At 64.5% G+C, this 12803-nt stretch carries 12 protein-coding genes and 1 pseudogene; all 13 read right to left on the bottom strand.

Annotated features, from left to right (window positions below; genetic code table 11):
* Window position 1: 1 nt before the first annotated feature.
* Window positions 2-787 (bottom strand): MBL fold metallo-hydrolase, encoded by a 786-nt coding sequence (locus KOL99_RS13040; RefSeq protein ID WP_216510885.1) that lies wholly within the window; start codon window positions 785-787, stop codon window positions 2-4.
* A 32-nt stretch (window positions 788-819) separates the two neighbouring features.
* Window positions 820-1074 (bottom strand): hypothetical protein, encoded by a 255-nt coding sequence (locus KOL99_RS13035; protein WP_216510884.1) that lies wholly within the window; start codon window positions 1072-1074, stop codon window positions 820-822.
* Window positions 1075-1465: 391 nt separating this feature from the next.
* On the bottom strand, window positions 1466-2389 hold the full coding sequence (gene lipA / locus KOL99_RS22045; protein WP_456237512.1) for a lipoyl synthase: 924 nt from the start codon (window positions 2387-2389) through the stop codon (window positions 1466-1468).
* Window positions 2363-2938 (bottom strand): annotated as a pseudogene (gene lipB, locus KOL99_RS22040) (lipoyl(octanoyl) transferase LipB); the annotation flags it as partial. The gene lipA and the pseudogene lipB, both read right to left, overlap by 27 nt.
* Before the next feature lie 41 nt (window positions 2939-2979).
* Entirely contained in the window at window positions 2980-3477 is a 498-nt protein-coding gene (locus tag KOL99_RS13025; RefSeq protein WP_216510882.1) for a C-GCAxxG-C-C family (seleno)protein, read from the bottom strand.
* Between the two features lie 17 nt (window positions 3478-3494).
* Window positions 3495-4094, bottom strand: coding sequence for a nucleotidyltransferase family protein (locus KOL99_RS13020; RefSeq protein WP_216510881.1), 600 nt, complete (start codon window positions 4092-4094; stop codon window positions 3495-3497).
* The gene (gene yqeC / locus KOL99_RS13015; protein WP_328760418.1) at window positions 4095-4811 is read right to left on the bottom strand and encodes a selenium cofactor biosynthesis protein YqeC; all 717 of its coding nucleotides are present in this window, start codon (window positions 4809-4811) and stop codon (window positions 4095-4097) included. It abuts the gene before it with no gap.
* A 53-nt stretch (window positions 4812-4864) separates the two neighbouring features.
* Window positions 4865-5671 carry a selenium-dependent molybdenum cofactor biosynthesis protein YqeB gene (yqeB, locus tag KOL99_RS13010; RefSeq protein WP_216510880.1) on the bottom strand — a complete coding sequence of 269 codons (807 nt, stop codon included), beginning with the start codon at window positions 5669-5671 and terminating at the stop codon, window positions 4865-4867.
* Between the two features lie 5 nt (window positions 5672-5676).
* Window positions 5677-6444, bottom strand: coding sequence for an XdhC family protein (locus tag KOL99_RS13005; RefSeq protein ID WP_216510879.1), 768 nt, complete (start codon window positions 6442-6444; stop codon window positions 5677-5679).
* On the bottom strand, window positions 6425-7441 hold the full coding sequence (locus KOL99_RS13000; RefSeq protein ID WP_216510878.1) for an FAD binding domain-containing protein: 1017 nt from the start codon (window positions 7439-7441) through the stop codon (window positions 6425-6427). The genes KOL99_RS13005 and KOL99_RS13000 overlap by 20 nt, the downstream gene beginning before the upstream one ends.
* Complete coding sequence (locus KOL99_RS12995) at window positions 7438-9726, bottom strand: xanthine dehydrogenase family protein molybdopterin-binding subunit (protein WP_216510877.1); 2289 nt, start codon at window positions 9724-9726, stop codon at window positions 7438-7440. Before KOL99_RS12995 ends, KOL99_RS13000 begins: the two co-directional genes overlap by 4 nt.
* Before the next feature lies 1 nt (window position 9727).
* Window positions 9728-10201 (bottom strand): (2Fe-2S)-binding protein, encoded by a 474-nt coding sequence (locus KOL99_RS12990; protein WP_216510876.1) that lies wholly within the window; start codon window positions 10199-10201, stop codon window positions 9728-9730.
* 98 nt (window positions 10202-10299) lie between these two features.
* Window positions 10300-12795 (bottom strand): efflux RND transporter permease subunit, encoded by a 2496-nt coding sequence (locus tag KOL99_RS12985; RefSeq protein ID WP_216510875.1) that lies wholly within the window; start codon window positions 12793-12795, stop codon window positions 10300-10302.
* Window positions 12796-12803 lie beyond the last annotated feature (8 nt).

Genomic DNA, 12803 nt, shown 5'->3' with positions numbered 1-12803 from the left:
GCTACCCTCCAATCCCCAGTCTCAGCCCGTCGTAGGCCAGATGAACCGAGTCGTATGCTGCGATCTCCTGCTCCAGCGCCGCGCTGGTTACCGGCTCGCTGTAGTGCATGGACATATGCGTCAGGTAGAGTCTTTTCACCGCCAGCTCCCGACCGATCCGTATCGCCTCGTGCACGGCCAGGTGCTGTTGCGGATACCAGTTTTCCCCGTGGAAGGTGGCGTCGAGCACCAGGTTGTCCACGCCGCGCAGGCGTGCGGCGCACCACGGCGTCAAGGGTCCGTTATCCGGGAGATATGCCGTGCTGACACCTGCGGTATTTATCAGGTACCCCAAGGTGCCGGGTGCATGTGAAGCCGGCAGCGCCGTGAATTCGATCCCGGGGTACTTCAGAGTCACCCCCGGGGCCACCAGGGTCACCTGCAGCCAATCTTTCAGCGAGCCGTGCGACTTCTCCAATTCCTCCAGAGTCTCCTTGGTCATCACCGCCGGCAGCTTCGCCTTGAGATGATAACGGGCGTAGATCTCGAGATCGCCCAGGCCGGCACAATGGTCATGATGGGCATGGGTGAGAAAGAGGCCGTCGATTCTGCATATACCCTCGCGCATCAGTTGGACGGAGAGCTCCGGTGGAGCATCGATCAGGTAAGTGGCGTCACCGACCACCGCGACCGCACTGCGCGTCCGGCGCAGACGAGCATCCCCTTGAGCCTCTTCGCAGACGGGACAGCCGCAATAGAAAACGGGGACACCGTTACCTGCACCTGTTCCAAGAAAGACCAGCTCCATTTCCCCTACCCCCGTGACGCCCGAAGCGGGGCCTAAGCAGCCGGAAGAGTCTCGCCGCAGCTCTTGCAGCCGGGCTTGGGCAGTTGGTTCAGTTCACTCGCCACAAGATCGTAGATCTCCTGGGTAATCTTGCCGCCGGACATGGGCCTGACCTGCTTCAGCGTCATGTTCATCGCGGACTTGAAGCGGGGGTCGCCGGTCATGGCGGAACAGTGCTTCTCGAGAATCTCCTTGCCGCCCTCATTACCCCAGATCTCCGACAGTGCCGATTCAATGGAAAGCGGCATGGGATTATTCTCCTGACACTTAGGGCACTTAACCTCTCTCTTTTTGACGGTTACCGGTCTGAAGCACATAGCGCTCTCCGTTTTTATACTTTTTAGTAAAATTTCTTGGTAAAAATGATATATCGCAACAGACCGGGAATTGTCAAACATTTTTTTATTTAGTTTTGACTACGCTATAGACATCGCGATAGGTACTCAGAAATTCAGTTCTTTTTTCAAGTACCGGCGTTTGCAGTGTTCCTAATGAAGAGGATTATTGGAGACATGAACAGGCGGGACAAAGGGAAGACCAAGGAGGGATCAAAACCTTTTTTTAGTGATGAGAGAGAGTGTGTGGGGGGGCTGCAAGGGCAAACGCCGGTCAATGCAGGCTCCCCCTCCAATGTGCCGCTCAACCCTTGCCAGCGGCAGGCGGCCTTTCCTGAAAGAAGCGTTCCGCATGGTAGGAACTGCGCACCAGGGGAGCAGACGCGACGCTGCTGAATCCCATCTCCCTTGCGACCTCCGCCCACTCTCCGAACTCGTCCGGACGGACGTGTCGCACCACCGGGTAGTGACTGCTGGAGGGCGCCAAATACTGCCCCAGGGTGAGTCGATCGCAGCCGGCCTGGACGAGATCGGCCAACGCCTCCCTCACCTCCTGCGCCGTTTCGCCCAGGCCGAGCATCAACCCTGACTTGGTGGCCAGACCGGACCGGTTCGCCTGCTTCAGCACCCGCAACGACCTTTGATAGTCCCCCTGAGGACGGACCAGCGGGGAGAGCCGGTTGACGGTCTCCAGGTTGTGGTTGAAAACCTCCGGCTTGGCGTGGCAGACCTCGGCCACCGAGTTGCCGTCCCCGTTGAAGTCGGGTACCAGCACCTCGACGGCCGTCCGCGGGGAAAGCCGCCCGATGGCGCGTATGGTCTTGACATAGTGCCGGGCGCCGCCGTCGGCCAGGTCGTCGCGGGTTACCGAGGTTATCACCGCATGCGCCAGCGACATCCGCGCCACGGCGGTAGCGACCCGCTCCGGCTCCGAGGCATCCGGGGGCTCGGGAACTCCGTGCGGCACCGCGCAGAACCCGCAATTGCGGGTGCAGTGCCGGCCCAGGATCAGGAACGTCGCCGTCCCCCTGCCGTAGCACTCGCCGATATTGGGACACTTGGCGCTCTGGCAGACCGTTTCCAGCCCCAGCCCCCGCACCAGCGAGTGAACCCCTGAGCCGTCGTCGTTGCGCGCGCCCGCCACCCTCAGCCACTTGGGATACCGGCTCGTCTCCCTGATGCGGTAGTCGAAGAGATCCTGGAAAACGGCAGTGAACCGTCGCGTCACTTCCTTCATGTCGAGCGGCCGGCCCAGTTCCCTTTCCATTGAAGTAACCGGCTGTCCCAGTTCCCCGCAGGGGACGATGAGGTCGAAGTTGGCAAGCTCCGGAGAGACGTTGAGTGCCAGACCGTGGTAGGTCACCCATTTCCTGACTGAGACGCCGATGCTGGCAATCTTTCTTCCGTTCACCCACACGCCCGGTGTACCGGGACGCAATTCCCCCCGCAACCCGTACTCGGCAAGCAGTGAGCAGGCGACCTCGAGGAGGTTGTGGACGTAGGCGTGGACATCTCGCCGTTCCAACTTCAGGATGGGATAGGCGACCAACTGGCCGGGACCGTGAAAGGTGGTCTTCCCGCCCCGGTCGGTACCCGCCACACCGATCTGCCGTTCCTGGAGTTGCTCCGGTGCGACCAGCAGGTCGCCCCGTCCGCCGCTCTTGCCTATGGAGACCACCGCGGGGTGGGATACCAGCAGCAACCGATCCGGCGTGTTATCGGCGACCCTCTCCCGGACCATGTCCTGCTGCAGGATCATGCAGGCGTGGTATTCCATCACCCCCAAATCGAGGATCTCCAGATCGACGGCATCTTTTCTCATAACGGCCGTTCCTGTTCCCGGGCCAGCAGCAGCTCGGCGACCTTGCCTGCGACCGCTCCCGGACTTACCCGGCATCCCGGCGACTCCCGGTGCTGCAGCGTTCGGCAACACGCGGCGCCGTAGGTGTCCTTGAACCACAGGTGCATGAGGAGAGTGAGCTCGCCAACAGCGGGCTTGTCGTCGGGCAGCACCAGGCCCAGGGCCAGTACCGCCGCGGCAAGCGCACCGCAGATGCATCCGACGCCGCAACCGCCGCCGAGACCGGTGGCAAGCCCGAGCACCGCCTCGGGCGCCTGCGGGGCGAAACGCTCACGGATCACCGTCAAGAGTGCCTCGGCACAGTGATGACTGCCGGAGACGAAAAGCGCATCCGTTGCGCGGGCGCACTCCTCGATCATCGCGGCCCCGCCCGGCTCCGAACCGTTACCGGGCGCCGTCCCGGCGGCGCCAGCTTGTGCCGCCTCAGCATCAAATATGCCTTCGCGTCCTTGCATCAGCAAACCTCCTCACTTCACGCCACCTGCATACCCGCAAGGACGCGATAGTCCTCTTCCGTGTCCACATCGAAAAGTATCCCCCGGTCGGCCACCGGCAGGGCCAGCACCAGTTCGGGCTGGCGGGACAGGATACCCCTGGCGCCGGCATCCCCCTGCAGGTTCGCCAGCAACGGGAAGGTCTCCCGCCCGAAGAGTACCGGGTTGCCCCGCCTTCCCTGCCAATACGGGGCAACCACCGGGGCGTCACCTTCCCGGTAAGCCGACACGATGGCATCGATGGTTTCTGCAGAAACGAGGGGCTGGTCCGCCAGTAGGAACAGGGCCGCGTCGCTGTCGGCGGTGAGCGCCATCAGCCCGGCCTTCAGCGAGGAGGCCTGTCCCGCACCGAAATCGGCGTTCACCGCCACCGTCACCGGCCTTGTTTCGAGCAGGGGGACGAGCTCCCCGGCGCCGTGGCCGAGCACCACCACCACACGGTACAGCGAGGAAGCCAGCGCGTGGTCCACCACCGTCTCCAGCATGCTTTTTCCGCGAAACGGCAGCGACTGCTTGAGCCGCCCCATCCGGCGCCCCTCCCCTGCTGCCAGCACTATCCCCGCGACATTTTTGCCCATCTAGCGCTCCAACTGGACGACCAAAGCGATCCGTCCCTGCGCGGCAGCGCCCACCACGACGGCGTCGACGGCTGCCCCGGACCGTTCCCGAAGCAGGGCTGCGACCCGCGCGCCTTTCGCCTCCCGTTCCGCATCGTCCGCCTTGTTGAGGAAGACGATTCGCCGCGCTCCCGGTGGAGCCCCCTTGAACACGCCCAGCGGATGGATGAAAAGCCTCGCCACCGCCTCCTCCGTGATCTCGTCCCCCGGTCCAATTCCCATGATGGCGGAGGCTTCCTCGTTGCGGAAGACGCTGTCAGCGCCGAAAGCCTTTCCTAGCGCATCCAGCCCGGCCACAGCCACCACGGCAGTCGACGCGGAAGGCACCACCGGCTCGTGCTCGGCCGGAGCCTTCAGCGGACGCCTGGCCGCACCGTCGGCCTCCACCAACACCCAGTTGAAGACCGGGGAAGCGGCGAAGATCCCTATGGCGTTGCCACGGTAGCCGATCAGTTTTCCCGAATCGGTGACCGAGCTGCCGGCCGCCACCCTCCGCCCCGGCGACAGCGCTGCCAACTGCAGCACCTGCTGTGGATCGGGAACCACCACCAATCGGTCCGTATCGGCGCCACCCGGCATAAAGATGCGCGTCGTCGTTGTGGTCAACACCGTGCGACCGGCTGCGGCAAGCTCGCGCGCGAGGCAAAACATCAGGGTGGTTTTCCCCCCCGCCCCCACCAGGCTCAGCACGCCTCGCGGCCCGGCGCAGAGGATTTCGCGGAGGGTGGCGCTCACCTGCCGTAGGCCGAGAGGATCGCCTCGAGAACCCCTGCACCAATGGTCCTTGCTTTGTCGGAGATGGTGTCGCAGGAGACGGCCTCTCCCCTGGGGTCGATATCCCCCACCTTCATCCCCTGCTGCACCCGCGTGCCCGGCATGATGAGGCCGCGCAAGAGACCGGCGATACCGGCGACGACGTCGACGCCGTCGACGCTCCCCACCCGCTCCCCCTGAGCCACCATCTGCCCGATCCTCCGTTTGCTCTTGAAGACCCCGGAGGCCGGGGCGCGCAGCACCCGCTCCACGGTGTAACCTCCCACCTCGGCCGGCACGCCCGTGTCGGCTGCAGCAGCGCCCTTTTGGATGATCCGGCCCAGGTCCGGACCGCGGTTGGTCTCGATGACGGCATGACAGTCGACGCCGGCCGTGAAACCGGGCCCGAGCCCGATTACCAGCCCTGCGTCGTCCAGCCTGGTGCCGAGATTGGTTTTGGCCAAAGTCGCGTCAACAAAGACATCCCAAGGGTAGCGGCGCACCGACTTCCCCTTGGGATCGACCAGCACGGGGATCTGTTCCGCATGCCACGCCTCTCCGATGTCGAACTTGGTGCTGGCCGATACCGCCTCCACCCCTTCCACGGTCACGCTGGCATGGTGCAGCGCCTCGCAAAAGGAGACCCCTCTGCGGACCGCCAGGGGGGCCGGCCTCTCCAGCATCAGGACCCTCCGGAAGTCCGCCTGGTAAAGCACGTGGGCCACCCCGCTCGCTATTTCGCCAGCCCCCCGGATCACGATTTTCAGTTCGTTCCGCTCTTTCATACGCGTCACCCCGGCCCGTAATGTACCGATAGCAGTTCGGAGGCGATGGCGACCGCGATTTCCTGCGGGGCGCCACCGCCGTTGTCTTGGCCTATGGGGCAGCGGACCCGGTCCAGATCGAGCCCTACCCCCGCCAGGTTCTCCTTCACCTTGCCCCATTTCGCGCGGCTCCCGATCATGCCGACGTAGCGGGAGGGACGGGACAGGACCTCGCGCAGGATCTCCTGGTCGACGGCGCCGTTGTAGGAAACGATGACCACGTAGGAGCGGCGATCGCACCAGGCTGCCTGCGCGATGAAGTCCGACCACCGGCTGCTGTGGCGCACAACGCCGTCGGGTATCTCCGGCGCCCCGATCCACTCCGTCCGCTCGTCGACCAGGTGGACCCGAAAGGCCGTCCCCTGCAGCACACGGCTGAGCGCCTGCCCGACATGGCCGGCACCGAAGATGTAAACCCTCGGCTCCGCGTTGAGCACCTCCAGGTACAACTGCACGGTGCCGCCGCAGGCCGGGAAGTCCGAGTCATTGGACTGCTTAAGGGATATCTCCACAGTTCCCGACTCCCCGCTTTGCAGCCGGTTCATTCCTTCCTCCCGCGCGTGATGCTCGACAGGCCCGCCTCCCACGGTCCCAAAGAAGCTGCCGTCGGCAAGCACGACCATCTTCGCCCCGCTCTTTCCCGGTGTGGAACCGCCGCTTTTGATCACCGTCACCAGGACGGCGCCCTGCCCCTGGCGCCTCAACTCATCCAGCTTACCGATCCAGTCCCACATCTGCGTACTCCCCCGCCCCCCCTGCCGCCTCACCGAGCAGGGCTCGTTTCACAAGCGTCTTCGCGATAGCGACCTTGTAGCCGTTCCTGCTCAAGGGTTTGGCCCCACTCAGGGCGAGCTCGGCGGCCCGGGTCGCATGTTCCGGCGTGAGCCGCTTGCCGCGCAGGAAAGATTCCGCCTCCCCCGCCCGGACCGGCCCGGGGGCAACCGCTCCCAGGGCGATCCTCGCCTCGGTGCAGACGCCGTCGGTCACCGAAGCCGCCACCGCCACGCTGACGATGGCGAAATCGATCGGGCGGCGCAGGGCGAACTTCGCGAAGCGCTGGTGCGGCAGGGAGGATGTCGGTATCTCGATCCGGACCACCATCTCGCCGCGCTCGAGCCGGTTCCCGAGCGGGGTGTAAAACTCGGCGACGCCGATTCTGCGCTCCCCCTCCGGCCCCGCCACCACGAGCGAGGCGTCGAGAGCCGCCAGCGCCACCGCCGTGTCGGACGGGCAGACGGCGTAGCACTTCCGCCCCCCCAGGACCGCGTGGTAGCGGTTGTCCCCCCTGACCGCCAGGCAGGGGCCGTTCCCTTTGCGCGCACAGCCGATGGCGCCGCCCACATGGGACGGGTAGCGGTAGTAGGCGCAGCGGACGTCCTGACAGAGATTGCCGCCGACGGTGGCGACGTTGCGGATCTGGGGGCTGGCCACCGCGCCGGCCGCTTGCACCAGCGCCGGGAATCGCTCCGCCAGCAGGTGCGAGCGCGAGAGCTCGGAGAGCTTCGCGAGCGCCCCTACGGTGACCGTCCCCCTCTCCTCGCCTATCGCGTCCAGCCCCTGAATTCCCTTGATGTTAATTATGGAATCCGGAAACCCGGGAAGGTACTGGTCCTTGAGAAGCCCGAAGAGGTCGGTCCCGCCGGCGTTGAGCCGGGCCTTGCCGCCGAAGCGGGTCAGGGCGGCAACGGCCCCTGCGATGCTTGTTGCCTGAAGATGTTCGAAATTCCTCATGCTGCTCCTCCCTGCGGGCCACCGGCGACCCTATTCAGCGCCGCCAGCACCCGCTCCGGCGTGACCGGGTACTCGACGAGCCAGACGCCGATGGCGTTGGAGACCGCCATCAGGATGGCGGTCGGCCCGGCGGCGGTCGACACCTCGCCGACACCGACCGCCCGGAAGCGGTGGCTGGAGATGGCACTTTCAAGGACCACGTTCTTGATGACCGGCAGCTCCGCGAAGGTCCGCCACTTGTAGTCGAGCAGGTTCGCGTTCAGTATCCTGCCGGTCCCCCGATCGACGATGGTTTCCTCGAAGAGTGCGCTGTCGATACCGGCCGCGCCGAGGCAGCCGTTGAGCTGCCCCTCCAGGCCGGGAGGGTCGATGATCTTCCCGGCATCGGTGGCGTTCACCACCTCGAGCAGCGTCACCTTCCCCGTCTCGGTATCGACCTCCACCTCCACGAAGGTGGTCATGCAGTTGGCCAAGGTGAAATCGGGCTCGAAGCGGCCGTAGCCGAGTATGGTCCGGTCGTGGCCGACGGCGATCCACGGCAGGCAGCGGTCCGGATCCGCCTTGACGAAGATCATGCCGTCCTCGGTGTCCAGATCCTCCACGCCCGCATCCAGGAGTGGAGCGGCCAGTTCCAGGAGCTTTCGCCTGGCATCCTCCGCCGCGGCGATGGCGGCGCTGCCAATGGCATAGGTACCCCTCGACCCGACCGGGCCGAAGTCGAAGGGGGTGATCGTGGAGTCGGAGGGGCTGATGGAGATCTTCTCCAGGGGAAGCCCGAGCACCTCGGCGATCATCTTCAGGTAGTTGCTGCGCTGGCCGGTGCCGTGCTCCGTGACGCAGCTGAACAGGGTCGCGGTGCCGTCCGTGGTCAGCCGCAGGTATGCCTCGGAGACGTCCTCGCCGATGTCGGCGTTGCCGTGCACACCGACGCCGACCCCGCGGCGCAGCGGTCCGTTCACCGAGCTTGGGCGCAGCCACCCCCGCCATTTGTCGCGCCAGCCGAAGCGCTCCGCCCCCTGGTCCATGGCCGGGGAGTAGTCGATTCCCCGGTACTGGTACCAGCTCCCGTCACGCCAGAAGTAGCCGTCCCCGGGCTTGATGAAGTTCTTCTTGATGAAGTCGAGCGGGTCGATGCCGAGCTTTTCCATGGCCAGGCAGAGAATGGGAACGAAGGCGCATTTGAGCTCCTGCCCGCCGAAGCCGCGCACGCTCCCGGAGGCGTTGCGGTTGGTGCAGACGATGGCGCTCTTCAGATCCCAGTTCCGGCAACGGGTCATCAGCTGGATCTCTCCGCAGCCGACGGCGATCTGCGCCTGCGTGGTGGTCGAGTGGTTGCCGGTGCCGACGAGCCAGGTCCCGGAGACGGCGGTCACCGTGCCGTCCCTCTTCATGCCGACCTTGGCGTTCATCCTCGATTCGGGCCGGAGCACGAAGGTCGCCAGATGTTCCTCCTTGCTGAGCACCATCTTGACCGGCATTCCGCTCGCCTTGCTTAAGGCGCAGGCGAACGACTCCAGTTGCCAGACCACGATCTTGGTGCCGAAGCTTCCCCCGACCGGATGGCCGAGCACCTTAAGGTCCACCTCCCAGCCGATCACGCCGGCGAGGATCATCCGGTCCACCGCCGGGGCTTGCGTCGAGGCCCAGATGGTCACCCGCTGCGGCTCCTCCCAGAGCGCGATCACTCCCGGCGGCTCGGGGGGAATGGCGTTGGGGAGGTTCTGGTACCCGCAGGTTCCCTCAACCACCACGTCCGCTTCGTCGAACCCCTGCGCGACGTCACCCATACTCACCCCGGTCAGGCAGCCGGGTCCGAACAGGGGAAACTCGGGGGGGACGATGTTCCCCTCGAACTCGTCGTAGACCAGCGGGGCACCCGGCTTGATCGCCTCCTCTATGTCCAGGACCGCCGGCAGTACCTCGTACTCCACGTCGATCAGCCTAAGCGCCGCCAGGGCGATCTCCTCGGTGGTCGCCGCCACCAGGGCCACCGCGTCGCCGACGAACCTCACCTTACGGTCCAGGATGCGGGTCATCCCCGGAGTGCCTCCACGCCAGTCGGGGACGTCCTCCCAGGTCAGCACCGCCTTGACCCCTTCCAGCTTTTCCGCCCGCGACTTGTCGATGTTCTTGATGAGTGCGTGGGGATGGGGGCTGCGCAGTACCTTGCCGTACAGCAGCTTCGCCATCCGCAGGTCGTCCAGGTAGTTGACGGCGCCGGTGACGATGTCGACGGCATCCCTGCGGGGGACCTTCTTTCCTATGTACCGGTACTCTTTTGCCACTTCACTCCCCTCCCTGCGCCGCGGCCATTACCGCCCGCACCACCTGGTAGTGGGTGATGCACCGGCAGAAATTCCCGGAAAGTCCTTCCTTCACCTCCTCCTCCGTCGGAGCCCCGTTTTCGAGCAGCAGCGCCTTGGCACTCATGATTATCCCAGGCGTGCAGAACCCGCACTGGAAGGCCCCCTCGTCGATGAAGGCCTGCTGGATCGGGTCCAGCGCTCCAGTCAACGGATCGCGCAACCCCTCGATGGTGACCACCCGCCTGCCGCCGCACTCGACGGTGAGGGTCATGCAGGAGAGAACGGCTTTGCCGTCCATGAGGACCGTGCAGGTGCCGCAGGCGCCGTTGTCGCAGGTCACTTTGGTCCCGGTCAGTCCGAGCCTTTCCCGCAGCGTGTCGGCCAGCGTTTCGGATGGAGGAACCTGATGCTCCTCGGTTCCTATGCCGAAATCGACCTCGCTTCCGTTCACCATAAAGCGGATACGGTCTTTGCCGCCTCCATTTGCCGAGCGCCCTGGCCTTTGGGCAGTAGATGCTTCCCTTTTTTTGCCCTTCGCTATTGCAGCCATTTCTATCCCCCGTCGGCGCCCGCCTGCGGCGCCATTTCATTCTCCCTGACCAGCGCGGGGGCGGTGGCGTCCACCAGAAAAGCCGATCCGCATGTTTCCGTTGCGGGAGCCACCCCGCCCAACAGGAAGTGTGATAAGGCCGGAATGAGAACCAGAGCGCCGAACATGTTCCAGATGAACATGAAGGTGAGCAGGATTCCCATATCCGCCTGGAACTTGATTGGTGAGAAGGCCCAGGTGACCACGCCGGCGGCGAGGGTGACCCCCACCAGGCCGACCACCTTGCCGGTGAACTGCACCGCGTGCTTGTAGGCGTCTTTGAGCGTCTCCCCCTGCTTCTGCTTGCCGAGTTGGACGCTAAGCAGGTAGAGGGCGTAGTCGACGCCGATCCCGACTCCCAATGCGATCACCGGCAGAGTCGCCACCTTCACCCCTATCCCCAGCAGCACCATGAGTGCCTCGCACAGGATCGACGTCCCCACCAGCGGCAGCACCGCCACAACCACCGCGCGCCAGTCGCGGAAGGTGATGAAGCACAGGATGATGACGGCTGCATAGACGTAGAGCATCATCGTCTGATTGGCCTGCTTAACCACGATATTGGTGGCAGCCTCGATGCCGGCTGAGCCAGCAGCGAGCAGGAACTTGCGGTCGGCGGTGTTGTGTCTGGCGGCGAAGTCCTCGGTCGCCCCCACCACCCTCTGCAGGGTTTGCGCCTTGTGGTCGGAGAGGTAGGCGACCACCGGGACCACCGAGCACTCGGTGTTGTAGAGATCGGGATTGTTCTGGTACGACTCGTGGGCACCGTGATTGAGGACGTCCTGGTTCCGGTTCAGGGTGAGCCACTTCGGGCTCCCCTCGTAGGTCCCCGAGGTGACGCGCCGCACCGAGTCGGGAAGCGAGACGGTGGTCTGCACCCCGGGCACCTGCTGCAGTGCCCATCCCAGGCGATCGATCTCGAGCAGGGACTCGTACTGCATCCCCCCTTCGGCCGGGGTCTTGGTGATCACCGCGAACTGGTCGCTGGAAAGGGAGTAATTCTCGGTGATGTACTTGTTGTCCTTGTTGTAGCGCGAGTTCGAGCGCAGTTCCGGGGCTCCCGGGTCGAGATCTCCCACCTGCAGGTTGAGCCCGACCACGAACCCCGCACCGGTGATCGCCACGGCAAAGACGATGACCCCGATCGCCCATCTCCTTTCCGTGAAGCGGTCGAGGAGTCCCCAAAGCCTCCCGACCCCTTTCCCCTCGCTCTGGGCCTTCTCCTCGGCGATGCTGCGCCGCGCGGAGGCGGGGCTCACGCTGGTGTACGACAAAAGGACCGGCAAAAGCAGCAGGTTGGTCACGATCAGGATGGCGACCCCGATGCTGGCGGTGAGGGCGAGGTCCCTGATCACCGGGATGTCGATCATCATCAGCACCGCAAAGCCCACGGCATCGGCCAGAAGTGCCGTAAGTCCCGCGAGGAACAGCCGCCTGAAGGTGTAGCGCGCGGCCACCAGCTTGTGGGTCCCCCGCCCCACGTCCTGCATGATGCCGTTCATTTTCTGCACCCCGTGCGAGACGCCGATGGCGAAGACCAGGAAGGGGACCAGGATCGAGTATGGATCAAGCTCGTAGCCCAGGGTGGCGATGATCCCCAAAAGCCAGCAAAGTGCGATGAGCGAACAGGCGATCACCAGCAGCGTGCTGCGGATGCAGCGGGTGTAGAGATAGATGATGAGGGCCGCGATGGCCGCAGCCGCGAGGAAGTAGGTCATCACCTGCTTGAGACCGTCCAGGAGGTCGCCCACGAGCTTGGCGAAGCCTATGTAATGGATCCTGATGTTCCCCTTCTGGTACTTGGCCCGGATCTTCTCCAGGTTCGCGGAGAGCTTGCCGTAGCTTAGCCGCTGTCCGGTGTCGGGGTCGGTGTCGAGCAGGGGAAGGATGATCATGGAGGAGCGGTAGTTGTTGGCGACAATACTCCCTACGATGCCGGCGCTGGCAATGTGCTGTTTGAGCTGCAGGGCGGTCTTTTCCGAGCCGTCATAGTTGTCCGGCATCACGGGACCGCCGACAAACCCTTCCTCGGTGACCTCGGTCCAACGGACCGCAGGAGCCCACAGCGACTTCACCCAGGCGCGGTCGACGCCGGGAGTCAGCAGCAGCTCGTCGTTGATCTGGCGCAGGGCGTCCACGTACTGCGGGTCGTAGATGTCGCCGGAGCTGTTCTCGACCACAGCCTTGATGGAGTTGCCCAGCCCTTTCAACTCATTCTTGTTCTCAAGGTAGTTTCTGATGTACGGATGGCTTTGAGGCAGCATCTTTTCGAAGCTGGCGTTGAATTGAAGCTTCAGGGCCTGATAACCGAGCATCAGGGTGATGACCGCCGAGAGCGCGACCACGATCAACCGGTGATTGAACACCAGCCGCTCCAGGAAGTTCCCCGACCGTTGATCGAAATCTTCAATTCTTTCCACCACGGGCATCTGATCGACCTTGTCCATTGCTGCGCTCATGAGCGTTC

It is taken from the genome of Geomonas azotofigens (assembly GCF_018919395.1).
Taxonomy (GTDB): Bacteria; Desulfobacterota; Desulfuromonadia; order Geobacterales; family Geobacteraceae; genus Geomonas; species Geomonas azotofigens.
The sequence above is the reverse complement of the archived record's forward strand: the minus strand, read 5'-3'. Positions and strand labels throughout refer to the sequence as shown.

Bases quoted from the DNA above. Each gene is read 5' to 3' on its own strand.
- KOL99_RS13040 (WP_216510885.1), bottom strand. From the start codon at position 787: ATGGAGCTGGTCTTTCTTGGAACAGGTGCAGGTAACGGTGTCCCCGTT.
- KOL99_RS13035 (WP_216510884.1), bottom strand. From the start codon at position 1,074: ATGCCGCTTTCCATTGAATCGGCACTGTCGGAGATCTGGGGTAATGAG.
- KOL99_RS13025 (WP_216510882.1), bottom strand. From the start codon at position 3,477: ATGCAAGGACGCGAAGGCATATTTGATGCTGAGGCGGCACAAGCTGGC.
- KOL99_RS13020 (WP_216510881.1), bottom strand. From the start codon at position 4,094: ATGGGCAAAAATGTCGCGGGGATAGTGCTGGCAGCAGGGGAGGGGCGC.
- yqeB (WP_216510880.1), bottom strand. From the start codon at position 5,671: ATGAAAGAGCGGAACGAACTGAAAATCGTGATCCGGGGGGCTGGCGAA.
- KOL99_RS13005 (WP_216510879.1), bottom strand. From the start codon at position 6,444: ATGTGGGACTGGATCGGTAAGCTGGATGAGTTGAGGCGCCAGGGGCAG.
- KOL99_RS13000 (WP_216510878.1), bottom strand. From the start codon at position 7,441: ATGAGGAATTTCGAACATCTTCAGGCAACAAGCATCGCAGGGGCCGTT.
- KOL99_RS12990 (WP_216510876.1), bottom strand. From the start codon at position 10,201: ATGGTGAACGGAAGCGAGGTCGATTTCGGCATAGGAACCGAGGAGCAT.
- KOL99_RS12985 (WP_216510875.1), bottom strand. From the start codon at position 12,795: ATGAGCGCAGCAATGGACAAGGTCGATCAGATGCCCGTGGTGGAAAGA.